Source organism: Thiothrix caldifontis (assembly GCF_900107695.1).
GTDB lineage: Bacteria > Pseudomonadota > Gammaproteobacteria > Thiotrichales > Thiotrichaceae > Thiothrix > Thiothrix caldifontis.
The window spans coordinates 21427-43608 of sequence record NZ_FNQP01000016.1; the positions used below are offsets into that span (position 1 = coordinate 21427).

General features: G+C 48.1%; 29 protein-coding genes. 17 read left to right on the forward strand and 12 right to left on the reverse strand.

Translation table 11 applies throughout. From position 1 onward, the window contains the following. Positions 1-2: 2 nt before the first annotated feature. Positions 3-815 (reverse strand): glutamate racemase, encoded by an 813-nt coding sequence (gene murI / locus BLV87_RS12975; protein ID WP_245707028.1) that lies wholly within the window; start codon positions 813-815, stop codon positions 3-5. Next, a complete protein-coding gene (locus tag BLV87_RS12980; RefSeq protein ID WP_245707029.1) occupies positions 812-1606 on the reverse strand; it encodes an inositol monophosphatase family protein in 795 nt (264 codons plus the stop codon). Before BLV87_RS12980 ends, murI begins: the two co-directional genes overlap by 4 nt. 50 nt (positions 1607-1656) lie before the next feature. On the opposite strand from BLV87_RS12980, the gene BLV87_RS12985 reads away from it, so the two are divergent. Genes BLV87_RS12985 through BLV87_RS13000 form a run of 4 tightly spaced genes read left to right on the forward strand, consistent with a single transcriptional unit; the run spans position 1657 to position 4824 of the window. Continuing rightward, positions 1657-2070 (forward strand): phosphate-starvation-inducible protein PsiE, encoded by a 414-nt coding sequence (locus BLV87_RS12985; protein ID WP_093069336.1) that lies wholly within the window; start codon positions 1657-1659, stop codon positions 2068-2070. Next, entirely contained in the window at positions 2067-3179 is a 1113-nt protein-coding gene (gene hemH / locus BLV87_RS12990; protein ID WP_093069337.1) for a ferrochelatase, read from the forward strand. Before BLV87_RS12985 ends, hemH begins: the two co-directional genes overlap by 4 nt. Next, positions 3176-3916, forward strand: a complete 741-nt coding sequence (locus tag BLV87_RS12995; RefSeq protein WP_093069339.1) for a competence/damage-inducible protein A — start codon at positions 3176-3178, stop codon at positions 3914-3916. The genes hemH and BLV87_RS12995 overlap by 4 nt, the downstream gene beginning before the upstream one ends. Continuing rightward, the gene (locus BLV87_RS13000; RefSeq protein ID WP_093069341.1) at positions 3913-4824 is read left to right on the forward strand and encodes an LpxL/LpxP family acyltransferase; all 912 of its coding nucleotides are present in this window, start codon (positions 3913-3915) and stop codon (positions 4822-4824) included. The genes BLV87_RS12995 and BLV87_RS13000 overlap by 4 nt, the downstream gene beginning before the upstream one ends. Here the strand turns inward: BLV87_RS13000 and sctJ are convergent. The 7 genes from sctJ to BLV87_RS13035 all read right to left on the reverse strand — a co-directional run bounded on the left by sctJ (position 4821) and on the right by BLV87_RS13035 (position 9024). Continuing rightward, positions 4821-5417: a type III secretion system inner membrane ring lipoprotein SctJ gene (gene sctJ / locus BLV87_RS13005; RefSeq protein WP_093069342.1), complete on the reverse strand. Its 597-nt coding sequence runs from the start codon at positions 5415-5417 to the stop codon at positions 4821-4823. The two genes, BLV87_RS13000 and sctJ, sit on opposite strands and share 4 nt — an antisense overlap. A gap of 42 nt (positions 5418-5459) precedes the next feature. Next, positions 5460-6011 (reverse strand): hypothetical protein, encoded by a 552-nt coding sequence (locus BLV87_RS13010; protein WP_093069344.1) that lies wholly within the window; start codon positions 6009-6011, stop codon positions 5460-5462. Between the two features lie 12 nt (positions 6012-6023). Further along, positions 6024-6389, reverse strand: a complete 366-nt coding sequence (locus BLV87_RS13015; RefSeq protein WP_093069346.1) for a tetratricopeptide repeat protein — start codon at positions 6387-6389, stop codon at positions 6024-6026. A 116-nt stretch (positions 6390-6505) separates the two neighbouring features. After that, entirely contained in the window at positions 6506-6712 is a 207-nt protein-coding gene (locus BLV87_RS13020) for a hypothetical protein (protein WP_093069347.1), read from the reverse strand. Between the two features lie 121 nt (positions 6713-6833). Beyond that, a complete protein-coding gene (locus tag BLV87_RS13025) occupies positions 6834-7049 on the reverse strand; it encodes an EscE/YscE/SsaE family type III secretion system needle protein co-chaperone (protein WP_175517939.1) in 216 nt (71 codons plus the stop codon). Continuing rightward, complete coding sequence (gene sctD / locus BLV87_RS13030) at positions 7015-8391, reverse strand: type III secretion system inner membrane ring subunit SctD (RefSeq protein WP_093069349.1); 1377 nt, start codon at positions 8389-8391, stop codon at positions 7015-7017. Before sctD ends, BLV87_RS13025 begins: the two co-directional genes overlap by 35 nt. Next, on the reverse strand, positions 8392-9024 hold the full coding sequence (locus tag BLV87_RS13035) for a hypothetical protein (RefSeq protein ID WP_245707036.1): 633 nt from the start codon (positions 9022-9024) through the stop codon (positions 8392-8394). Positions 9025-9320: 296 nt separating this feature from the next. Here BLV87_RS13035 and BLV87_RS13040 point away from each other — a divergent pair, with 296 nt between their 5' ends. From BLV87_RS13040 to sctO, 10 genes are all read left to right on the forward strand, one after another. Continuing rightward, positions 9321-10547, forward strand: a complete 1227-nt coding sequence (locus BLV87_RS13040; RefSeq protein WP_245707030.1) for a hypothetical protein — start codon at positions 9321-9323, stop codon at positions 10545-10547. 132 nt (positions 10548-10679) lie between these two features. Then, positions 10680-11738 carry a type III secretion system cytoplasmic ring protein SctQ gene (sctQ, locus tag BLV87_RS13045; protein WP_093069353.1) on the forward strand — a complete coding sequence of 353 codons (1059 nt, stop codon included), beginning with the start codon at positions 10680-10682 and terminating at the stop codon, positions 11736-11738. Between the two features lie 2 nt (positions 11739-11740). Continuing rightward, positions 11741-12394 (forward strand): type III secretion system export apparatus subunit SctR, encoded by a 654-nt coding sequence (sctR, locus tag BLV87_RS13050; protein ID WP_093069355.1) that lies wholly within the window; start codon positions 11741-11743, stop codon positions 12392-12394. Positions 12395-12398: 4 nt separating this feature from the next. After that, complete coding sequence (gene sctS, locus BLV87_RS13055) at positions 12399-12671, forward strand: type III secretion system export apparatus subunit SctS (RefSeq protein WP_093069356.1); 273 nt, start codon at positions 12399-12401, stop codon at positions 12669-12671. Further along, on the forward strand, positions 12671-13453 hold the full coding sequence (sctT, locus tag BLV87_RS13060) for a type III secretion system export apparatus subunit SctT (protein WP_093069358.1): 783 nt from the start codon (positions 12671-12673) through the stop codon (positions 13451-13453). The genes sctS and sctT overlap by 1 nt, the downstream gene beginning before the upstream one ends. Beyond that, complete coding sequence (locus tag BLV87_RS13065; protein ID WP_093069360.1) at positions 13450-14508, forward strand: EscU/YscU/HrcU family type III secretion system export apparatus switch protein; 1059 nt, start codon at positions 13450-13452, stop codon at positions 14506-14508. Before sctT ends, BLV87_RS13065 begins: the two co-directional genes overlap by 4 nt. Before the next feature lie 91 nt (positions 14509-14599). Next, entirely contained in the window at positions 14600-15127 is a 528-nt protein-coding gene (locus tag BLV87_RS13070; RefSeq protein ID WP_093069361.1) for an NfeD family protein, read from the forward strand. Positions 15128-15157: 30 nt separating this feature from the next. Continuing rightward, on the forward strand, positions 15158-17206 hold the full coding sequence (locus tag BLV87_RS13075) for an FHIPEP family type III secretion protein (protein WP_093069363.1): 2049 nt from the start codon (positions 15158-15160) through the stop codon (positions 17204-17206). Next, on the forward strand, positions 17203-18537 hold the full coding sequence (gene sctN, locus BLV87_RS13080; protein ID WP_093069365.1) for a type III secretion system ATPase SctN: 1335 nt from the start codon (positions 17203-17205) through the stop codon (positions 18535-18537). Before BLV87_RS13075 ends, sctN begins: the two co-directional genes overlap by 4 nt. Positions 18538-18542: 5 nt before the next feature. Then, positions 18543-18965 (forward strand): type III secretion system stalk subunit SctO, encoded by a 423-nt coding sequence (gene sctO, locus BLV87_RS13085; RefSeq protein WP_093069366.1) that lies wholly within the window; start codon positions 18543-18545, stop codon positions 18963-18965. On the opposite strand, the gene sctL is transcribed toward sctO, so the two are convergent. From sctL to BLV87_RS13100, 3 genes are all read right to left on the reverse strand, one after another. Then, complete coding sequence (sctL, locus tag BLV87_RS13090; protein WP_093069368.1) at positions 18919-19536, reverse strand: type III secretion system stator protein SctL; 618 nt, start codon at positions 19534-19536, stop codon at positions 18919-18921. The genes sctO and sctL overlap by 47 nt on opposite strands. Further along, entirely contained in the window at positions 19514-20209 is a 696-nt protein-coding gene (locus BLV87_RS13095; RefSeq protein ID WP_093069370.1) for a SctK family type III secretion system sorting platform protein, read from the reverse strand. The genes sctL and BLV87_RS13095 overlap by 23 nt, the downstream gene beginning before the upstream one ends. A gap of 92 nt (positions 20210-20301) precedes the next feature. Next, positions 20302-20796 (reverse strand): Crp/Fnr family transcriptional regulator, encoded by a 495-nt coding sequence (locus tag BLV87_RS13100; protein ID WP_093069371.1) that lies wholly within the window; start codon positions 20794-20796, stop codon positions 20302-20304. A gap of 109 nt (positions 20797-20905) precedes the next feature. Here BLV87_RS13100 and BLV87_RS13105 point away from each other — a divergent pair, with 109 nt between their 5' ends. Genes BLV87_RS13105 through BLV87_RS13115 form a run of 3 tightly spaced genes read left to right on the forward strand, consistent with a single transcriptional unit; the run spans position 20906 to position 22181 of the window. Next, positions 20906-21142, forward strand: coding sequence for a BolA family protein (locus BLV87_RS13105; protein WP_093069373.1), 237 nt, complete (start codon positions 20906-20908; stop codon positions 21140-21142). Next, positions 21142-21867: an LOG family protein gene (locus BLV87_RS13110; protein ID WP_093069375.1), complete on the forward strand. Its 726-nt coding sequence runs from the start codon at positions 21142-21144 to the stop codon at positions 21865-21867. Before BLV87_RS13105 ends, BLV87_RS13110 begins: the two co-directional genes overlap by 1 nt. A gap of 5 nt (positions 21868-21872) precedes the next feature. Next, the gene (locus tag BLV87_RS13115) at positions 21873-22181 is read left to right on the forward strand and encodes a hypothetical protein (protein ID WP_093069377.1); all 309 of its coding nucleotides are present in this window, start codon (positions 21873-21875) and stop codon (positions 22179-22181) included. Position 22182 lies beyond the last annotated feature (1 nt).

A 22182-nucleotide genomic window follows, 5' to 3' on the forward strand; every position in this document is an offset into this window, starting at 1 on the left:
GTTCAGCGATAAGCATCCGGCAGCAACCCCACCGCAACCCAGTGTTGCCACAAGGTTTGGATACTGTTCACGTGCTGCTGATCGGCTTTACTGGAAAAAAATTGCACGCTGCCCTGCCCTGTTTGCGGGCGGCGCAGATCTTCTTGTTCCAACACCCGCATCAACTGGTGAGTCACCGGCGTACTGGTTTCCAAAATCGTCATTTTGCCGTGGGTCACATCCACCAGTGCGTCCGCCAGAAACGGGTAATGCGTACACCCCAACACCAAGGTATCCACCCCCGCATCCAACAAGGGCAAGGTATAAACTTTAAGCAATTGACGTACCGACGCGCTACTAAAATCCCCCGCCTCCACATGCTCCACCAAACCGGGGCAGGCTTGTGTAATCACCTGCACCCCCGCCGCATGATCACGAATCAACTGCTGCAAACGCGGGCTATTCACCGTTTGTTGCGTGGCTAACACCCCAATCACCCCAGTTTGCGTCAAGCGGGCAGCAGGTTTCACCGCAGGCTCAATCCCCACCACCGGAATCGGCAAGGTTTCGCGTAAATACGCCACGGCATGAACCGTCGCCGTATTACACGCCACCACCAACACTTTAACATCTTGTTCCAGCAAGAAATCCGCCACCCGTTTGCTACGCGCCCGAATATAATCCGAGGTTTTTGCCCCGTAAGGCGCATGAGCCGAATCCGCCACGTAAATCAGGTGTTCCGCAGGCAACAGGCGGTGAATTTCACGCAAGACTGAAATCCCCCCTAACCCCGAATCAAATACCCCAATGGGCTGTGTGTGCCGTGCTGCGTTCACTGCTGCGCCTGCAAATAACCCAACCACGCTGCAAACAATACCGGATCGGGGGAGATCACCACCGAACGCGGCGCTAACGCTGCGACAAACACCGGTTCACCCTGCAACGTCGCGGCATAGCCCCCCGCTTCCGCCAAAATCAGCGACCCCGCCGCCAAATCCCACAACTTCATGCCACCATGCAAATACAAATTGCCACGGTTCGCCGCCATCCACGCCCATTCCAGCACACAACTGCCCAAATTACGCTGCGAACCGTAAGGTGGGTTCGTCATCAACGCTTGCTTCAAGGCAGGCGATAAGCGCTTGAAATCCACGATTGCCACCGCATTGCACAACTGAAACTCACTGGGCTGACAACGCAAGGACTGACCATTCAACCACGCTCCCCGCCCCCGCTGTGCGGTAAACATTTCATCACGCACGGGATCGTAAGTCAGCGCCAGCACCACTTCACCGCGCTGAAACAACGCCAGCGACACCGCAAACAACGGGATACCAGCCGCAAAATTGCTCGTACCATCCAATGGGTCAAGGCACCACAACGCCTCCGCCTCCCGCAATAAACGCGCCTGTTCCTCGCGCTCCATCTCCTCACTCAGAAACGCAATGTCAGGCCACTGTTGCAGCAAAAACGTCGCAATGCGCTGATTCGTCGCCAAATCCGCCTCGGTCAGCAAACTGCCGTCTTGTTTTACCGCAAAGCCGATATGCTCGAAACGCGGTAAAATTTCCTCGCGTGCAATTTGACGTATTTCCTGCACCAATACTTGCAAATCAGGCTGCATCATTTAACCTACCCAGCGTTACCAAAACGCTAACAATACAAGGATACCCACACATGGACAAACCGAACGTTTCTGCCAGCCAGAAATTGTTGCATGGGATCGAATACCTACTCCTCGGCATTATTACCCTCGCCACCATTATTGCCGTGGGACAGGAAATTTATACCATTTTCGTCCATCTCAAAGTGCAGATTGCCGACCTATTGCTACTGTTTATTTATTTAGAAATCATCACCATGGTCGTCGTTTACCTGCAATCCGGGGAGGTGCCGGTACGAATGCCCTTGTACATCGGCATGGTCGCCCTTGCCCGCTACCTCATCCTCGACATGAAAGCAATGACCGAATGGCAAATGTTAGCAATTGCTGCCTCCATCTTATTGATTTCACTGGCGGTACTCATCGTGCGCTTTGGTCATGTGAAATACCCTTATGAAAAGAACCGCAGAGGAACGCCCCACCCATGAGCCGTTTTATCAACGAACAGGATTATTTCCACGGCAAATCCGAATGCACCGGCATTTTGATCACCAACCTAGGCACACCCGACAGCCCCGACAAAGCCGGGTTGCGGCGCTATTTGAAAGAATTTCTCTCTGACCCGCGTGTCGTGGAAATTCCGCGCATTATTTGGAACGTCATCCTGCACGGCATTATCCTCAACACCCGCCCCGCCAAAAGTGCCGAAAAATACCAAACCGTATGGACAGAAGACGGTTCTCCACTGATGAGTATTTCGCTGCAACAACAAAAAGCGCTCCAGAAAGAAATGGAAATCCGCTTCAAAGGGCCGGTAAAAATCGCCTTAGCGATGCGCTACGGCAACCCCTCCATCCCTGACACCTTGCTAAAACTCAAGGAAGCCGGAGCACGACGCGTGCTGGTACTCCCACTTTACCCCCAATATTGCGCCGCGACCAACGCCACCACTTTCGACAAAGTATTCGACGAACTCAAACGCTGGCGCTGGATGCCGGAACTGCGCCTCGTGAATCATTACCACGACCACCCCGGCTACATCAAAGCACTCGCCAACAGCGTACTGACCCACTGGGAAAACCACCCACGCGGGCAATTACTGGTCATGTCCTTCCACGGCATTCCCAAACGCAACCTGATGCTTGGCGACCCCTACCATTGCGAATGCCATAAAACCGCGCGGTTGCTGGCAGCAGAACTCAACCTACGCCCCAACGAATGGCGCGTCACCTTCCAATCGCGCTTCGGCAAAGCGGAATGGCTGCAACCTTACACCGACAAAACCATGCAAGCGTTACCGGGTGAAGGCATCAAACACGTTGACGTGATTTGCCCCGGTTTTGCCGCCGACTGCCTCGAAACGCTGGAAGAAATCCGCGAAGAAAACCGCGAATACTTCCAACACGCGGGCGGAGAAACTTACCACTACATTCCCGCTCTAAACACCAACCTTGACCACATTCAGGCACTTGCTGACATCATCCAACAGCATACCGCTGGCTGGGCAGAAACCTCACCCAACTGGTCAGAGGCTGTACAACAAAAACAAGCCGAACACACCTTACAAAACGCTACCGCCAAAGGAGCAAAAAAATGAAAGTCGGGCTAATCCTCATCGGCGACGAACTGCTCAGCGGTTTGCGCCAAGACAAACACCTGCCACAAGTCATGAGCTTCCTCAAAGCACGCGGCTTAGCGCTGGCGTGGGTACGCATGATCGGCGACGATTGGGATTTATTGCTGCAAACCTTGCGTGAAACGCTGCAAACTGACGACATTGTATTCAGTTTCGGCGGCATTGGTGCAACCCCCGACGATCTGACGCGTCAGGCGGCAGCGGCGGCGGCTGGCGTAAAATTGCTACGCCATCCACAAGCCGTCGCGTTGATCGAAGGGCGCTTCGGGGCGGAGGCTTACCCTAACCGCATTCGCATGAGTGAATTGCCGGATGGTGCCAGTTTGATTCCCAACCCCATCAACCAAATCCCCGGTTTCAAACTGCAACATCACCATTTTGTCCCCGGTTTTCCTAATATGGCATGGCCAATGGTCGAGTGGGCGCTGGATACTTACTACGCACAGTATTTCGACACCACCCCGCCGATTGAACAACGTTGGACGCTGCATTCGGTGCAAGAAAGCGAGCTGATCCCGATGATGGAAGAACTGCTCAGAACCTTTCCCGCCGTGCGCATTTCCAGTCTCCCCAGCACGGTTGAACGCCGTAAAATCGACTTCGGTATCAAAGGTCGCGCCGCCGACGTAGCACCCGCCGCCGCGTGGTTTACGGCACGAATGCAGGCTGAAAACGTCGATTGCGTACCGCAAGCGTGACCACATTCCCCCACGATTTACTGGCACCGCGACACTGGCTCACGTGGGCTAGCGTTGGCGCATTTGCCGGACTCGCTTGGCTGCCTTGGCAAACCCGCCGCTGGCTCGGCAAACACTTGGGCAACTGGATTTACCGTCACAATCACAAGCGCCGCGCAGTCGTGTTGAGCAATTTACGCTTATGCTTCCCCACATTGACTGACACCCAACATGAGCAAATGGTGCAAAGCCATTTACAGGAATATGCCAGCGCGATGCTGGACTACAGCCTGTTGTTTTTCCGCACCCGCCGCCACATATATCAACGTACCCGCATTAGCGGGCGTGAACACGTGGAACAAGCCATTGCTGCTGGCCAGAATGTCATCCTCATGTTAGGGCATTCGGTGTGGCTAGAATTTGCACCGGTTGCTATCGGGCAATATTACCGCGCCTACGGCTCGTACAAACCATTCCACAATCCCGTGATCAATTGGCTGATTGCCCGCAGTCGCCTGCAAGATGTGGAATTCGTGGTGGCGCGTGAAGAAGGCATGATGAAATTGGTAAAAGCGCTAGAACCGGGACGCTTAATGTTCTTTTTGCCGGATGAAGATCATGGCAGCAAACATTCGGTGTTCGCGCCGTTTTTCGGCGTTCCCAAAGCCACGCTTACTACACCGGCACGGCTGACAAAATTGGGTAAGGCGGTTGCCTTGCCGATCATGGCATTTTTTAATCCCGCACAAGGTGGTTATGAGATTGTCATCGGCAATTCCTTAGCCGATTTTCCCGGTAAAGATGAAGCTCAGAATGCGCAGATTCTGAATACAGGGCTGCAAACACTGATTAGCCAATATCCTGAACAATACATGTGGGTACTAAAACTGTTCCGCACTCGCCCAGCAGATGAACCGCCAATCTACTAATTGGCAGCCGAAAACTGTGCCGGAACCATTACCACTGATACTTTATCGTAAGTCAGACCCTCAATACTTTTCTCAACGATCAGCTTAATGTCTGACTTCATGTCTTCCAAACGGTAGGCTGGATTGTATTTGATGAAAACCGAGGCGGAGGATGGCTTGACCTCCTTATCAATCGGATTGTTTTCAGGCAATACCACGTGCACTCGTGCAACTAACACACCGTCAATTTGCGATAAGGTTTCTTGCACACTTTGCGATAAGGCAAAAATAAAACGGGTACGTTCTTCCAGTGGGGAAGAAATCAAACCTTCTTTTTTGAATAATTCGCCGACTGTCGCAATTTTTTCTTTGGGGTAGCCATGTTGTTTAAGAAGCTGAACTGCTTGAGGAATTCTCGACTTTTCCACGTGTAAAAAGTAAGTGCCTGCTTTCTTATCGAAGATCTTTTCGGAGTCTATTTTGTTATTTAACAGAATTGATAACATTGAATTAGCATCATTTTCTGCCAAATTACTGTACAGTTCCGTTTTGCAACCGGTGAGGAGCAGTAGTGTCACGACAATAGCAATACGTCGAAGCTTTTTATTTATCATTATCGTATATTCCCGACTTATAGCAATCAATATTGATATGTATCAACCTGCTTGGAATAATGTTTTAAAACCTTGAGAAACTTGTCCCACAGCAGAAATCACAATATTCATTTTACCCATCCACATCTGCGACTTAATTCCCCACTGGCTTAGAACATGGTTATATTCGCTAGAAGCCAAAAGGCTTTCTGCTGATGCTTTTGTGGACTCCTCAATTTGCTTAATAAGATTGTCACTTTTACCGACTTCAGGATAACTACGTGTCTCATTATTGCCACTAATTGCTTGTTTTTCAGCAAGATAATCTGAAAATTTAGGCATCGTCGACATTTGTGACATCATGCCATGATAAGACTGATCAATTTCACCCATTTTATTCAGCATAACACGCTTGAAATCAAACGAGTCAGTCGTAACCGGCTCTCGAATCTGTAAGATAGGCGTATCTCGCATAGAAGCCGAACCGATCTCATTATGACTTCGAGTTAGAATATTCTCTAAACGCATCACATCATTCGCGGGTGGAGCGGGTAACTGCTGTTGCAAATTCCCCGTCTGCATCACTGGATTAACTAACGTACTCGCATCAAACATGATCCTAAACCTTTAAGTATTAAGGTAAGCGGCTGCAATACTGCTTTCATCTTTATTGCCTTTTCGCACTACCTCTTCAAATAGCTCTCTCGCTTCTGCTTTCTCACCTTTTTGGCTTAAGGCAATACCTAAGAAACACTTCGCACTCATGTGATCAACTTCTTTCAGCAATACATCATCTCGCAGTATATGAATAGCCTGATCGTAGTGACCTGCGTAAATTTTAGCAATAGCCACGCCCATTTTTATGGGAGTCTGCTCAACACCAATAGCATTAACACCTTCCATAATCGTTTGGGAACGCTGCACATCGCCACCAAAACAGGCCATGTAACCAACTTGAGAAATCATTTGAAGTAATTCGACACTAGCTTGCATATTTTTTTATCCTTACAGTGCCACCACAAAAATGTGATGTCACTGATCATTTATTGGAAAATCACTTTTTGATAATAATCAGATTACTACCATTTAAATGAATAATACCCAATTAATTAACGGGCAATTGATTGACCAATTGTTTGTGCCATCGTCTTCAGACCAGCCATTGCATCAGAGTTCATCTGATCTTGCATACGCGCTGACTGTGCGGCAACACCGGCATTAGTCAATTGGCGATTGCTCTGCATTTGAGTATTTAATAAATTAACACTCTCTTGAGTTGCAGTTTGAATCGAAGCGGCTGCTGTAGTTGCATCCATTGTCATATCTCCTAAAAATTAATCGTCCATAAAAATAAATCCCCGGTGAAATACCACCAAACGCAGGGAATTCCTAACTTCCTGTTACACATTGCGTTCCATGCTTACTTTTGAACCAACCCTACTGGTGGGTTTGCGTCCAAAACTGGTCAACGACCTCGCAACTGGCTTCTAATGCCAGCAAAAAACTATTTAGTTTTTCGTATTCATCAGGTGAAACCCCTTGGTTCAGTTCAGAGCGAACATCCGAAGCTGCTTGGTTGAACTTATCCAGAAGCTCATTTTTATACATACCTGACACATCATTTTTGAGGTTCTGCTCGATTTGCAGCATCATCTAGTCTCCCCTTGTCTATACCGTAATAAAAAGGAATATCCATCCCATTATTCGTTAACACCACATGGTCGGACTTGATGCTCTTAATAAAATATTTTCCACCAAGCGCTGAGCCTTCCATGTACTTCTTACCATCTTTTGCGACAAGAAAAGGTATCTTGCCAACACTTACGCTGCGTATCGCTAATGTGATGCGATCACGTATATCAGTGACATTGAGCACAATCGCGGAACCGTCGCCTTGTATGCTAATGAACTCCTGCCGCAAATCTTTTAATTTTTCGATTTCCGACTGCGTTAACTCGCCCTTAACTATAACGCTCTTGCCGTCGGTTGTGGCTGTGATGCGGCTAGACAGTCCTTTTTTCTCGATGAACTGCACAAAAGACGCTAGATAACCGTCCAATGTTTGAAATTCACTCTCACCGATAGAGCGAACACCCCCAACATCATTGAGAATGCTGACTTTGACGCGCTCCCAATCCGCATTCTTACTGGCGAACCCCTCAGCGACCAGCACACCGTCTGTATCTCCCGGCTTAAAGCTAATGCCGGGCTGCCCCATTGCACGGGCAATCATTCCTGCACTATTCGCCATCTCATCTTGTGCCCAAATATGCACATTGGCCTTAATACCGGCATCTTGAAGCCTGCTCATGAGTTCATTGCGCTCTACCGTCGTACTGGTATACCCACGTAAGCTAACTGAACCATCAACCTCATTCACCAAGTTGAAATCCTGCTGTCCCAAATCCCTCAACAACAAGGCTGCCTGCTGCTCCCCCGAATCGCGCACGCCGAGGGTTTCCAGGAAATGGTTAAACTGAGGAGCCCAATAAATCAAGTTTGCCAGCAACAACAAACCCAAACCGGCAAATAACCAACTTTTGCCATTCCCGCTTTTTTTAGATGAAACTTTATTCGGTTTGACTGAAGTTACTGACTGCGCGTTATGCTTGCCATGAAAATGAGCACTTTCACCGCCAGAAGCAGCCTTAGCTGCTCGCTGCTTGCCCGCTATTTGACTACTGCCAACTCTGCTATCTGCCACGAGAAGATCCACATTACCCAGCCGGATCGTCTGATAAGGTAGCAAATCCATACTGTCTGCCGTCACCTCCTTAGCTTCAATAAACACTGGGTGAGCGAGCGGTTGCAGCGTAATAGAATCTGGCGTAATCAAGAATTGGATGTGCTGATCAGCAATATCGTCATCATGCAGAATAATATCGCTGGTCATAGAACGCCCGATAACCAAGCTTCCGGTTCTTAGCCTGACGGATGCACCGCTATTAATTCCACTCAAGACCTTGAGAATAAAGGAAGTGTGTTGAGTTGCCATTTATTCAGCCTGTTTTTTGTTTTTAACGACATCCACTACATCAAAACCCGGAAATTTCTCATCCGTCTTAACATCAAATTCAGCACCCATCCCACCCACGGGGTCTTCTGAACTGTAATTCATCACACCCTTTTTATCTTTCCAACGGTACACCTGCCGCCTGGAAAGATCCTGCGTATCCATGACCTTGGCCATATCCAGCACTGCGCTGACAAAACGTTCGGGGCCTGTCAGGTAAATAATGTTATCGACTTCGGAAATCTGCCACTGAAACCGCTCTTCCAACACCTCCAGCCGCTTTAAGGCATTGGTGAATTCTTGTGGCGACATTTTTTTCATGCTCACACTCGCTGACTGCACTTCTTCTTCCTTGTAAACAAACAGCGCCTCTTTGTCGTAGTACCAAATCAAGCCATAATTTTTAACCAGTTCATTAAAAATCTCCTGAGGCTTCCGATTCTGGAGATGCAAACTCACCACCTCTTTGACCTTAGGGCTAACGACGATGGGTAAATCCTGTAATGATGCCAAGGTTTTCAACAGCTCCGGTAATGGCTCCTGATCAGAAAAGTGCGAATAATTATCCTCTTTCCATGGCACAGGCGCGGCAACTGCCGTTCCCACATACAGCATTAGTAGCAAAACAGCCCATCGGAATCTGAATAATATCTTATGCATAGCCAAGCAATCCCCCGGCAAATATAAACGAGTCTACTGTAGGCTTTAGCCCACTAACATTCACGCCAAAGGAGATAAACCGTACCAGAAACCCTACTCAATGGAAAAATACGTCATGGCCGACATCGGATTATCTGTCAAAACACCCCATTTATCCTTTCACCTCCATGAGCAAAACCATCTTAATGGTTACACTAAAGTAACCTTTTCAGTGATTACCACACGCAACATTTTTAGTCGGAGACTTCAGGATGACCACCACTACATTTCTGCCCGACCAACTGACAGGAAGTTGGAACAGCCTTTCGTCGTCACAAACAGGTAACACTGGTCAGCAAATGTCATCCAGAACAGGGGTTTTTAGTCCTGTTAGCGGCAACGTACTCACACAACTGTTACCCCTAGTCACTGCTTTGCTGCAACAAATGCCTCAGCAACAGCAAGAAAGCACCGCTAACGCACAGATCAATTTAAGTGATGGTGAAACGCACATTCTTCAAGGCACGCATATAGCGGATAGCAAAGGCAATATACCTACCGGACAAACACTTTCGGTGTTGGATGGGACTAATGCAGACCAACGCCTCAGCGCAGGTGATACATTAGTTATCAGCAACGCCGCAGGTAATGAACTATCGCGCAAAACCTTAACAACTAATGATCTTTATGACTTACGTTTTCGTGAAAACATGGTCAAAACAGCCAATTCCTTGAGAGAAGGCTGGGCATTCAACGAAAACCTCGTGCATATCCAAGGTGGCGAATTAACCAGACCAGAAACCCGCACCTACACTGCCAGTAATGGTAGTGCATCCACTGAAACGGTGTTGGAGCGCAATAATTACTGGGAGGTGGTACAGCGTGGCTCCAACCGCTATTTACTGATGCGCGAAACAGGCCCTACAGGTCAGCCAGTCAAACCTTCTGAGGCTATTAATGATGTTTTCAATAACCGGCAGAATTATGCATTTGACTGCGCCAGCCCCATGCGCCTGCTCAATCTGAAAGCCACCTTGGACACTATCGGTGCTGACGATTTCGACAACAAAGCTGGGCGCTTACAAATATCCTCTTGGTACGACCAGCATGACAGTTCAGGCTTTGATGGTGGCTTCTCAACCAAAGTACGCACCGCTCAGGCAGGTGAAATCAATGTCGATGGGGTTAGCAACCTGAAAGGCGAAACCGCTTTATTCGATCCTAACAAAGGTGACGCACTGATTCCCGGTTCTGCTTATTACTTTGACTTACCAGGGGACAATAAATCTTCATCCCAAGGCTGGAATGCGGTTTATTTAGGGCGCAATGATAACGGCTCTTACCGTTTCTGGAGTTCCAGTATCGGCAATGTAGATGTTAGCTTTGGCGAAAACAACTGGTTCGCTCAAGATAGTTTCAAAGGTTATTACTTGGGTGCAGTCAATGCCAACCCGAATGTTGCTCGTCTGCAAAACTGGGATGTAAGCCGTTCAGTCTGAGATTAAGACCGTATGGCTAAAGAAAGTTGAACTTCACAAGGTATAGCCGCAGACTGATGTGAATATTGCACGTTTTCAGTCATAAACTACGCCCTGCTGTGCTTGCGAACAGCAATCAGGATAATAACCATAATGAGAAACCGGCAGACCCTGTTTACCCCGATCAACTTTCCCAGTCAGGCAGCACTTAATATGCGCCTGAACAATATATTGCTTAATAAAACAACAAATTTTAATTTCCCAGTGGACGATAAGCATCTGGCTAATTTTCAGATGCGGCAGGGGAACACAGACACTCAACATCTCTGTCCCATTAGCATAACGCTGGAATTGGGTGGTACGATGGCGGGTTTATGGCTATCAGCATGGCCACTCGCAGAACGCATCAAGCAATTTTTACCGGATGGTTTGCTGCATCAATTACCCGAAAATCTGGCTATCAGCATTATCGAAAGTGCGCTGGCTTCCTTATTGCGTCAGGCGGAAACAGGCTTAGGATTGCAGTTAACCCTGCAATCCATGTCAGCCGATCCACTCAGCACCCAATACACCATGCCATTAGGTTTTACCATTCAAATACTTGAGCAAGAAAACCGGCAGATGCTGCAAGAAGTATTTGGGGTATTGATGCTCGACCCGCACCTTTACATGCATATACAAGAACGCCTGCGCCACTGGCCTTCTGACACCAATCCGGATTGGGAAGAACACGACACACCATTGTGGCTTGAAATCAGCCGCGTAGTGTTTTCCATGCAAGAGATCAACCAACTGCAACCGTCTGACCTGATTTTATTGGAAGATACTCGCTTTGAAGACGAAGGTTTACTCAGGTTATGCCTCGACTCCGGTTACTATTGCGAAGCGACGCTCAGCCAAACAACACCCTCAACCCTGACCATTAATACTGAGTGGATGCCCATGTCCGATAATGAACAAAAACAAAACATAGAACACATTAGCCAGATACCGGTACAACTCTCCTTCGATGTAGGAGAAAAAACCCTGTCATTCAATGAAGTACGGCAGTTACGCCCCGGTTATATTCTCGAATTGGGAAAATCTCTGCCTGAAATCATTCAAATACGTTCACAGCATCGGCTAATTGGCACGGGGGAGTTGGTCGAAATCAACGGGCGCATTGCAGTACGCATCATCAACCTGTTCAACAGAAAAGCGAAGAGCGCTTAAGCATGGAAAGCTTCCCTAATCCGGTCATATTACTGGCAGCCCTCACCATCTTGGGGTTAGCGCCGTTTATTGCGATTATGGTTAGCTCTTTCGTCAAGCTAGTGATTGTGATGCATATCCTCCGCAGCGCCCTAGGTTTGCAACAAGAGCCACCCAATATTGCGATTAGCGGTATCGCCATCATTCTATCTATTTACATCATGGCGCCCGTGTTCATGGAAACCTATGAACAATTTAATAGTTTTGGGGTTGCTATCGAAGATATTCGCAATCCGTTGCTGATTAATGCCTTAGAAGGCAGCACTGAACCGTTGCGACAATTTCTTATCAAGCACTCCAGCGAAAGTGAACGTGAATTTTTCACTCAAACCACGCAAAAACTTTGGCCCGAAAAATATTCAGCAGAAATAACCACAAACCATCTTTTGGTGTTGATTCCCTCCTTCATGGTTAGCGAATTAACCACCGCATTTCAGGTCGGTTTCCTGATATTTCTCCCGTTTGTGGTGATTGACTTGGTTATATCTAACTTATTGATGTCAATGGGTATGATGATGCTATCACCCATGACCATTTCCCTACCCTTCAAGCTGCTGCTCTTTGTACTAGTGGATGGATGGTCACGCTTGATCCACGGCTTGATACTGAGTTATTGACACCATGAATGAAACCGACATCATCCACAAAACCTCCTTAGCGATGGAACTTATCTTGTATCTATCGCTGCCCGCCATTATTGCCGCAACTGTTGTGGGGCTGCTGATTGGATTATTGCAAGCCTTAACGTCTATTCAGGAACAAACACTTCCGCATGGTTTTAAGCTAGTCGTAACCATGCTGGCGCTCGTAGCAACCGTGCGCTGGCTAGGACCTGATCTGCTCACCTTTACCGAAAATGCCTTTGATCAAATTGCGCTGATACGGCATCGCTGATGGAAACCGATGCACTGCAATCATGGCTATTGGCTTGGGCATTTACCGCGCCCAGGGTTTTGGTTGCGTTTGCATTATTGCCGATAATGACTGAACCCATTGTCCCCCGCACTTTGCGCAATGGGGTCATTATGACCATGAGCCTGTTTATTTTGCCACTCACCCACGAGCAGTTTCTCAATATTGAGCTAAACATGCTAACGATGCTTGGCATTCTAGTGAAAGAAGCGTTGTTAGGGCTTTTATTGGGTTACACCCTGAGTGTGCCATTCTGGGCAGTGAAAGCGGCTGGCTTTTTGATCGACATGCAGCGCGGGGTCATGAGTGCCTTATTTTTCTCACCTGTCACTGCGAATATGGTGTCACCGCTGGGTGGATTATTTAACCTATTGCTTACTACCTTATTATTGGTATCGGGCGGCTTTTTAATCTTGTTACAAACACTCTATTTCAGCTACCAAACTTGGCCGATAGATCAGTTTTTCCCGCAGTTTACGCTGGAAGTTGCCTCATTCTTCCTGCAACAACTGGACCTGCTGTTGTATACCAGCGTACTGATTGCCGGACCCTTTATTGGGATGATGTTTCTTGTCGATTTTGGCTTGGGCATGGTAGGGCGCTTCCTACCGCAACTTAACGTCTTCCTGGCAGCGATGCCGGTCAAAAGTGGTTTAGTCTTCTTCATGCTGGCATTATACATTGGCTTTTTAGCGGAATACCTCAAAGACGGCTTTTTCCGCATGGGCAATAATCTCACAATATTGGATGCATTATTGCGATGAGCGGTGATAGCAGCCAAGAAAAAACCGAGCAACCCAGTTCACGTAAACTGCAAAAAGCCCGTGAACAAGGCCAAGTAGCTCGCAGTAATGACGTTGCTTCAGCATTAATCATGCTGTTTACCGTGCTGTATTTTATGCTGGCATGGAACTGGATCTTGGATCAGTTCAAGGAAATGTTTAGTATTGTACCCCGTTTATACACCATGCCATTTCCCCAAGCTGTGGAAATTGGTTTTAAAACCATGCTGGAAAGTGCCTTGTACGGCATCGCACTCCCTTTTGCAATGATCACTGTGGTTGCAGGTATTTTAGGCAACATTGTTCAGTTTGGTTTTGTGTTTTCCTTCGACCCGATCATTCCGAAACCGGAAAAAGTTAGCTTATCCAGTGGTTTTAAGCGGATTTTTTCTGCCAAGCAATTCGTTACCACATTACTATCGCTGTTGAAAACCATCATTATCGGGGCAATCCTACTGATTGTATTGCGTATCGGGCTTGGCGAGTTGTTGCACGCCATCAAACAATGCAACGTTGAATGCCAGCAAACCGTCGTCGAAGACCTAACCCGTCAACTCATGCTGTACATTTTGCCCATACTCATTTTTATCGCCATACTCGACTTTTTGTTTCAAAGCCAACAATTCATTAAAGATCAGCGCATGACCAAAGAAGAAGTCAAAAAAGAAATGAAAGACATCTTTGGCGATCCGCATGTGCGTTCGGCGCGTCAGGGAATTCGGCGCGAACTCTCTGAGCAAGACATCAAGAAGCGTATTAGTACCGCTCGGCTGGTGATTCTCGACATGGGGATTGCCATTGCGTTGCAATACGAAGCAGGTACTACGCCTCTGCCCATTATAGTAGCTATCGGTAAAAATAATATGTCGCGCAAAATGGCGGAAATTGCCACCATTGAAAATGTACCGTTAGTCAGTGACCCAGGGTTAGTGCAGGATTTGCTTAGCGAGGGCAAATTAGACCAATACATACCCGAAAAAACTATTGATAGGGTCGCTAATTTATTGCGTCAGACCCAAGGAAAAGTCAAACAATGACCAGTCGCCTCGCACAATTAAGACAGGCGCGTGCGAATTCACGATGGACATAACCCACATTTAGCCCGCTTCCTCGTACAATGGACGTATTATGGAACAAGAAAAACAGCAAATGACATTGGCTCAACGTTTACAGAAAAGCTGGGCCGACCTAAGACAAACCAACTTGCGAGCTCAAGCGCACTATGCCGTTTTTCGCACCACCCAACACATAAAAAATAAGAACGGATTGGTTAAACAATACCAACAACGTTTTATAGCAGGGTGGGAGAAATGGCTAGGTGTTGGTGCTGGCATTACCGGTTTACTAATGTTGCTCAACCCAGACAGCTTGTGGCGCTGGCAGTTTGTACTGGTATTAATTAGCGTTTTATTAGCACCGTTGTTAGCCAACCTTTTTCATTCACTAAAAAAAGTCTTTACCGAATATCCGGGTAAACAGCTTATCGGGCAAGTGATCACGCTAGAGCAACCCATCGTGGAAGGCACTGGCACTATTCGCTTAGATAATCTGGAGTGGCAATTGGCAGGCGTTGATTGCCTTGCCGGTACTCAAGCCAGAATTATTGCCATCAATGACCGAACGCTATACATAACTCCCCTAAACCAAACGTCATAACTCATTATAAGGATCAGGAGCACCGTTTCCATGCAATCCAGCGCCTCACAAGATTTCCTTACGTCACTGACCCGTCGCAGTGACGTAGCGCTGGCACTGTTGCTGGTCGCTATTATTGCCATGATGATCCTCCCCATGCCTACCTTGGTCATGGATATGCTGATCGCCTTAAATATGAGCATTGCCATCCTATTAATGATGTTAGGAATTTATATTCCACATCCGTTGGCTATTTCATCGTTCCCCTCCATTCTATTGTTAACAACACTATTTCGGCTTTCCCTCAGCATTGCCACGACTCGGTTGATCTTGCTGGAAGCGGATGCCGGACACATCATTCAAACCTTTGGCGAATTCGTGGTCGGTGGTAACTTGATCGTGGGTTTGGTCGTGTTCCTGATTATTACGATTGTCCAGTTTATCGTCATTACCAAAGGTTCCGAACGTATCGCAGAAGTTAGCGCCCGCTTTTCATTAGATGCCATGCCCGGTAAGCAAATGAGCATCGACAGCGACATGCGTGCAGGTCTGATTACCTTGGCAGATGCTCGTCATCGGCGCTCCAACCTTGAAAAAGAAAGTCAGTTATACGGCGCATTAGACGGTGCAATGAAATTCGTCAAAGGCGATGCCATTGCTGGTCTGATCATCATCTTAGTCAATATTCTGGGGGGAATCGCTATCGGCACCATGCAGCGCGGAATGCCAATGGGTGAAGCACTGGAGTTGTATTCAATCCTCACCATTGGGGATGGTCTGGTATCACAAATTCCAGCACTGTTCATTTCCATTACCTCTGGCATTATTGTCACCCGTGTACGTGGCGAAGATGACACCAACCTTGGTTCTGATATTGGCGGACAAATACTCGCACAGCCCAGCGCCTTACTCGCAGCGGCAGGTATTGTGGGAGCAATGGGGCTTGTTCCGGGCTTCCCCACGGTCGTTTTCCTGTTTCTCGCGGTGTTATTAGGCTTCACCGGCATGGCACTACGCAAAGTACAAACCCAAATGGAGTTTGCTGATGCTGAAATCACCACTGTTATCGGTCAACAAGACGCAGGAAAAGCCGCTCAACTGGCAGGCGGCGGCAGTGATACCAAATTAGCATTGGAAGAGATGCAACCACTCTCACCTGCCTTGGTGGAATTACCTGCACAAGCCAAAAATCTCTTTTCACTGGAAACCTTGAATCAAGACTTCATGCGTATCCGTCGTGACTTCTATCAGGACATGGGTGTACCCCTACCGGGAATTAGCCTGCGACTTTCAGCTCAATTGAACAGTGACACGTATCAGATTTCCATCCGAGGTGTGCCGGTTGCGCAAGGCAATCTCAAACCAGCAAGCCCCACCGTAACTGCCTTACCCACACCACCTGCTGATAAAACCAGTGCTGATTTGGTAACTAATAACGCCCGACCAACTCCCGACAACATCCAGGCAATCAGCTTCCATTTGGCGTATGTGTTGCGCAAACATGCTTCTGAATTCATTGGTATTCAGGAAATGCACACCCTCTATAACAAACTGGAGCAATCCAGCTACACCGAACTGGTGCGGGAAGTCCAACGCGCAGTGAATACCCCGAAAACGGTCGATGTGTTCCGCCGTCTACTCAACGAAGGTATTTCCATCCGCGACCTGCGCCAAATCTTGGGCACATTGGTTGAGTTTGGTGAAATGGAAAAAGACACCAGCATGTTGGCAGAACGGGTACGTATCAGCCTCAAACGCCAGCTTTCTTATACCTTTACCAATGGCACAGGCGTCTTACCTGTTTACATGTTCGCCCCCGAAACCGAAAAGCTGCTGCAAAATAGCCTGCGACAAACCCCGAATGGCGTCTTTTTCGCCCTTGCACCAGAAGCCACCTCACAATTCACCAACGTATTGCATGAACTCGAAACCGAACACGCAAAAGACAAAGTACGCCCAGTCATTCTTACCAGTTTGGAATTACGCCGCCATATTCGTCGCCATATTGAAACCAGCTTCCCTGAATTGCCGGTGATCTCTGTGCAGGAACTCACCACGAGTATTTCCTTAAACCCTATTGGTGAGATCAGGTTAACATGAGACCCCGTACCCCACTCAGCCATGTCACCGAGCGCCTGCGCAATAATCTCGAAAAGTGTACGCCACTGGTATTACACGGGCGCATTGTGCAAGTTACCGGCACGGTAGTCCGTGCCATTGTGCCGCGTGTCAAACTCGGTGAATTGTGTATGTTAAAAAATAGCGGTGATCCGCGTGAGATTCCGGCGGAAGTGATCGGTTTTGAGCAAAACATCGCGCTACTTGCCCCGATTGGTGATATGCAAGGCGTTTCAGCACACACACAAGTGATCACCACTGGCAAAATGCTGGAAGTTGGTGTCGGCGAACACCTCAGAGGCTGTGTTCTGGATGGTATTGGGCGCGTTCAGGAAAACCCAAACCGCACCATGCCCACATTTACCGAATATTACCCCATTTACGCCACCCCCCCCGATCCACTCTCTCGCGACCGGGTGAGTGAGCCACTTTCATTAGGGATTCGCTCGATGGATGCATTGATCACCTGTGGTATCGGGCAACGTATTGGCGTGTTTGCCGGTGCAGGTGTCGGCAAAAGCTCTTTACTCAGTATGTTGGTGCAACACGCCGATGTCGATGTTTACGTGGTGGCACTGATTGGCGAACGTGGGCGCGAAGTCCGTGAATTCATGGAAGAAGCCCTCGGCGAAGCGGGGATGCAAAAAACCATCCTCATTGTTGCCACCTCTGACCGCCCAGCGATTGAGCGCCTCAAAGCCGCCTATGTTGCCACTGCGGTTGCTGAATACTTCCGCGACAAAGGTAATAACGTCTTATTGCTAATGGACTCGCTCACCCGTTTTGCACGGGCGCAACGCGAAATTGGCTTAGCTGCGGGGGAAGCACCCGCCCGGCGCGGTTTCCCACCATCGGTGTTTTCCGAACTGCCCAAACTGGTTGAACGCGCAGGCAACTCAGACAAAGGCTCAATCACTGCCTTTTACACCGTGTTGGTGGAAGGCGACGATATGAGCGACCCGATTGCGGATGAGGTACGCTCCTTGCTGGATGGGCACATTATGCTGTCACGCGACCTAGCGGCTGGCAATCATTACCCGGCAGTCGACATCCTCGCCAGTCTGAGCCGTATTATGCCGCAACTGGTTAGCCCCCAGCATCGCGCTGCTGCCGCACATTTGCGTACTTTGCTGGCAAAATACAAAGAAATCGAATTTTTGTTGCGGGTCGGTGAATACAAACACGGTTCCGACCCATTGGCAGACGAAGCGATCCGCAAAATGGATGAAATTCTGCGCTTCCTCAAACAACCTTCCCACGAATATTCCAGTTTTGATGAAACAATCAACTGGCTAATACAATTGGCAGGATAATCGTCATGAGCTTAGAACAGTTAAAAACCATTCGTGCCCGCCGTATGGAACAACGTTTCATCGAATTACAGGAACAACGCCGTATTTTTCAAACGCATGAACAACAACTGCATGAAAAAGAGCAGCAACTGGTCAACTTTGGACAATGGCGGCTGGAACATCAGGAAGCCTTGTTTACTAACCTAAAAAATCAGCCATTTGCTCCCCAAATGCTGTTTGAATACCAGAAAAATCTGGACGATTTACGTCAAGAAGAAGAACGCCTACGCGCTGAACTTGCGGATGCCCAACAAGGCTTGCAAACGGCTGCCGCTCAGGTCCAAACGGCACAGCAGCAGTCCAGCGAGGCTAACCTGAAACTGGAAAAGCTTAAAGAAATCATTAAAATGCAGGACGATAAAAAGTCCCGCGAAGAGCCTGCTCAATAATCTGCATTTGCTGTTCCAGACTCGCATTCACAATCCCCAGATCCGATTCCAGAATACAGCCATCCACCGCCACTTGGTCATCACCGACCACTTCCAGACTGGTAAAGCGATGCGGAATCGCATCCAATTGCTCCGAAATTGTTGTCTGCATTTGTGGGTGAACCCTAACCAACAGCTTATGACTGCCCCGTACTAACTCCAAACCGCCCAATACCGCTTGCCGAACCCGCTCTTCCTGATCAAAACCGGCAATCACTTTACGCACAGCACCTGTTACTAATTCCACCAATTCGCCTTCCAGCGCCATCAGAGTGTCATTGACCCGCCCAGTAAATAACACCATTTTCTCGGCAGCTTCTTGGTTGGCACGCTCCCGCCCCTGTTCTAATCCTCGCTTGATGGAACGCCCCAACGCTACCGACATGATTTCTTCACGCTGACGGTGGCGGTGCTCCAGATCAAAAGCCAAGCGTTCATACGCAACCAACTCTTCGTAATCTTCAGCTTTTAGTACTTTCTGACCGGCACGCAGTTGCGCCTCTACTGGCTTAATTGAAAAGAATTTTGCCATCGCGGCTGACCCCCATTTTGATTTCTATTGCCACTTTTTGTACCAAAACGGCACATTCAGCAGCTTGTGTTTCTAATACCTGACCACATTTCGCGTAACGTTTCCACAACACATAATATTCGCGCTCCAACTTATAGACCAAACGTTTCCAAAAAGCAGGAGGATAACCCGCAAAGGCAGCACGCAAACACAACATGCCCGCCAATACAAAACGCTTTTTCAAGCCCATATGCTGAGGAAACGTAATAGATGTGCTGATGTTATGCGTTAACAGGGGGGCGCGTTGTTGTAAAAAACGGTAAAGGTCATCCCCAAGCAAACGTTGGGTTTTGATAATATCTTCACGAGTGACAATCCTACGCAATAATTGAAAATGAAAGACTGCACCAAGATACAAAATTAATTGCCCTAACTCTTGTCCGCGCCATAAAGCTAAGCGTGTGATGGGCTTACTGAAATCAAAAAACACACTGTCATGCAAACCAAGACGCTGCATCATATGCCGCAATAAACGACTTTCTCCACGAACTTGACCAAAGAGTGCTTGCATGACTTTGCCGTCTGGCATGGTCGCCAGCCAACTCGGATGAATATAGGAATCAGGGCGAAAATTAAACCGCCACACTGCCTGTGAAAATTCGTCAGTAATATCGAAATGATTGGAAATACTCATGATGCCAACATTTTTTTAACTATACTGACATTATTGCCTGCCCATATACAACTAAACAGGCATTTCCTGACAAAACCACTCACTTGCCTGAATCAGCGGTAGCCCAATCCCGTTACTTGCTTGTGCAACTTCGCATTTTCATCACTCAAATGGCGCACCAAGAAATCTAGGCTACGTACCACAAATTCTAATAAATTGGTCGCAATGTAAGGTTCTTCGATACGAATGCGGTTATACATCTGGCGGTTAATTTCCAGCAAACGCACCCCACTGCGTCGAGCTTTCAGGCGCACGGTACGTGGCTGGCGATCGAAAAAAGACATTTCTCCCACCAAACTGCCAGGATTTAACTGACCCACTTCAAACTCGCGTTCACCATCGACTTGCAACAACTTAACAGCGCCACCGATCACCAGATAAAAACGGTCACTGATTTCGCCAATATCCGCGACAATCTCTTGCGACCCCAGCTCACGCAGCCGGGTGTAACGAATAAATTTGAGCACCTCATCATCCGTTAGTGCAGCGCAAAACTCAGGACAGGTATCTTTAACCTGCTCCAGCAGGGGAGAACTAGCATTATTCATGGGGATTGATCCGCTTAAACTAAATGCCTGTATTATACGCGCAGAAATAAGCGTTGTCGGCAGGTACAGCGTATAATCACGCAATTTACCCTTAACAGGAGCCTCTTCTATGAGCATTACTAATGACGCAGTTGCCGCCTTAATTCAAGCACATATCCCCGATGCACAAGTCACTATTCAGGGTGACGGCTACAAGTATGAAGCCGATGTTATCAGTGACGTTTTTGCAGGCTTGAATACCCTCAAACGTCATCAACTGGTTTACGCGGCGGTTAATGATGCGATTACCGCAGGCCAGCTCCATGCGCTCACCATTCGTGCGAAAACACCGGCGGAAGTCGCCTAATGGATGCGAAAACCCGTACCCAACACCCGGTACTGCAACCCATCAGTGACAAGGAGCTGGCACGCGAGAGCTGGAAAATTTTCCAGATCATGGGGGAATTTGTGGACGGGTTTGAACGCCTTGCCCACTTACGCCCTTCGGTCAGCATCTTCGGCTCGGCACGTACTCCACCGGCTGACCCGCTGTATCACTTAACCGAAACCATTGCTCACAAACTATCAGATGCAGGGTTTGCCGTCGTCAGTGGTGGTGGCCCCGGTTTGATGGAAGCAGCCAATAAAGGTGCGCAGCAAGGTAAATCCCCTAGCATTGGTTTGAATATTCAGCTTCCGCACGAACAACACTCCAATCCTTATCAGGATATTTCCTTGTATTTCCGGCATTTCTTTTCACGCAAAGTGATGTTCGTAAAACATGCCTCTGCCTATGTGGTGATGCCCGGTGGTTTTGGGACGCTGGATGAATTGGCGGAAATCCTGACCTTGGTACAAACCGCTAAAACCCGTAAAATACCCATCGTGCTGGTACATACGTCCTTTTGGGAAGGCTTGGTCGGATGGTTCAAGCACACCTTGGTAAAACAAGGTACAATTTCAGCGGAAGATTTGGATCTGTTTGTCCTGCTGGATGACGCAGATGCTATCGTCGATCATATTTTCGGTTATTACGAACGCGCGATATCGGGGCCATCCGCAGAAGAACGCGCTAAATTCATGGAGTTATAAAAACAATGACAACAAAATACTGGCTAACACTGCCACTCATCGCGTTATTGACGGCGACAGCTCATGCAGATGAAGCCACCACTGATGCTGACGTTGCCAACAAATTAAAGATGGAAACGATCCGTGTCACCGATAATTTCGGCACGATTGAAGAAGAGCGCGTGCAAGCCATGCGTACTGAAATCCGCTATGTGCCAACTGATGGTGAAGGTGGTTATAACCTAGTCGATTCCGTTAGCTCTCAAGGCAAAAGCCAGAATGCGCACCAAAATCGGGATATGATGATTCCAAGTTGGAACCTATTCTCTTGGTAAA

What these genes read in the sequence shown, in the direction of transcription:
- BLV87_RS13040 (WP_245707030.1), top strand. Translation starts at nt 9,321, where the DNA reads ATGACCACCACTACATTTCTGCCCGACCAACTGACAGGAAGTTGGAAC.
- BLV87_RS13110 (WP_093069375.1), top strand. Translation starts at nt 21,142, where the DNA reads ATGGATGCGAAAACCCGTACCCAACACCCGGTACTGCAACCCATCAGT.
- BLV87_RS13010 (WP_093069344.1), bottom strand. Translation starts at nt 6,011, where the DNA reads ATGTTTGATGCGAGTACGTTAGTTAATCCAGTGATGCAGACGGGGAAT.
- sctJ (WP_093069342.1), bottom strand. Translation starts at nt 5,417, where the DNA reads ATGATAAATAAAAAGCTTCGACGTATTGCTATTGTCGTGACACTACTG.
- BLV87_RS13100 (WP_093069371.1), bottom strand. Translation starts at nt 20,796, where the DNA reads ATGAATAATGCTAGTTCTCCCCTGCTGGAGCAGGTTAAAGATACCTGT.
- BLV87_RS13035 (WP_245707036.1), bottom strand. Translation starts at nt 9,024, where the DNA reads ATGCTGTATGTGGGAACGGCAGTTGCCGCGCCTGTGCCATGGAAAGAG.
- sctQ (WP_093069353.1), top strand. Translation starts at nt 10,680, where the DNA reads ATGAGAAACCGGCAGACCCTGTTTACCCCGATCAACTTTCCCAGTCAG.
- sctL (WP_093069368.1), bottom strand. Translation starts at nt 19,536, where the DNA reads ATGGCAAAATTCTTTTCAATTAAGCCAGTAGAGGCGCAACTGCGTGCC.
- hemH (WP_093069337.1), top strand. Translation starts at nt 2,067, where the DNA reads ATGAGCCGTTTTATCAACGAACAGGATTATTTCCACGGCAAATCCGAA.
- BLV87_RS13025 (WP_175517939.1), bottom strand. Translation starts at nt 7,049, where the DNA reads ATGATGCTGCAAATCGAGCAGAACCTCAAAAATGATGTGTCAGGTATG.
- sctS (WP_093069356.1), top strand. Translation starts at nt 12,399, where the DNA reads ATGAATGAAACCGACATCATCCACAAAACCTCCTTAGCGATGGAACTT.
- sctT (WP_093069358.1), top strand. Translation starts at nt 12,671, where the DNA reads ATGGAAACCGATGCACTGCAATCATGGCTATTGGCTTGGGCATTTACC.
- sctN (WP_093069365.1), top strand. Translation starts at nt 17,203, where the DNA reads ATGAGACCCCGTACCCCACTCAGCCATGTCACCGAGCGCCTGCGCAAT.
- BLV87_RS13020 (WP_093069347.1), bottom strand. Translation starts at nt 6,712, where the DNA reads ATGGATGCAACTACAGCAGCCGCTTCGATTCAAACTGCAACTCAAGAG.
- sctD (WP_093069349.1), bottom strand. Translation starts at nt 8,391, where the DNA reads ATGGCAACTCAACACACTTCCTTTATTCTCAAGGTCTTGAGTGGAATT.
- sctO (WP_093069366.1), top strand. Translation starts at nt 18,543, where the DNA reads ATGAGCTTAGAACAGTTAAAAACCATTCGTGCCCGCCGTATGGAACAA.
- BLV87_RS13065 (WP_093069360.1), top strand. Translation starts at nt 13,450, where the DNA reads ATGAGCGGTGATAGCAGCCAAGAAAAAACCGAGCAACCCAGTTCACGT.
- BLV87_RS13075 (WP_093069363.1), top strand. Translation starts at nt 15,158, where the DNA reads ATGCAATCCAGCGCCTCACAAGATTTCCTTACGTCACTGACCCGTCGC.
- BLV87_RS13070 (WP_093069361.1), top strand. Translation starts at nt 14,600, where the DNA reads ATGGAACAAGAAAAACAGCAAATGACATTGGCTCAACGTTTACAGAAA.
- BLV87_RS13105 (WP_093069373.1), top strand. Translation starts at nt 20,906, where the DNA reads ATGAGCATTACTAATGACGCAGTTGCCGCCTTAATTCAAGCACATATC.
- sctR (WP_093069355.1), top strand. Translation starts at nt 11,741, where the DNA reads ATGGAAAGCTTCCCTAATCCGGTCATATTACTGGCAGCCCTCACCATC.
- BLV87_RS12985 (WP_093069336.1), top strand. Translation starts at nt 1,657, where the DNA reads ATGGACAAACCGAACGTTTCTGCCAGCCAGAAATTGTTGCATGGGATC.
- BLV87_RS13095 (WP_093069370.1), bottom strand. Translation starts at nt 20,209, where the DNA reads ATGAGTATTTCCAATCATTTCGATATTACTGACGAATTTTCACAGGCA.
- BLV87_RS13115 (WP_093069377.1), top strand. Translation starts at nt 21,873, where the DNA reads ATGACAACAAAATACTGGCTAACACTGCCACTCATCGCGTTATTGACG.
- BLV87_RS12995 (WP_093069339.1), top strand. Translation starts at nt 3,176, where the DNA reads ATGAAAGTCGGGCTAATCCTCATCGGCGACGAACTGCTCAGCGGTTTG.
- BLV87_RS12980 (WP_245707029.1), bottom strand. Translation starts at nt 1,606, where the DNA reads ATGATGCAGCCTGATTTGCAAGTATTGGTGCAGGAAATACGTCAAATT.
- BLV87_RS13015 (WP_093069346.1), bottom strand. Translation starts at nt 6,389, where the DNA reads ATGCAAGCTAGTGTCGAATTACTTCAAATGATTTCTCAAGTTGGTTAC.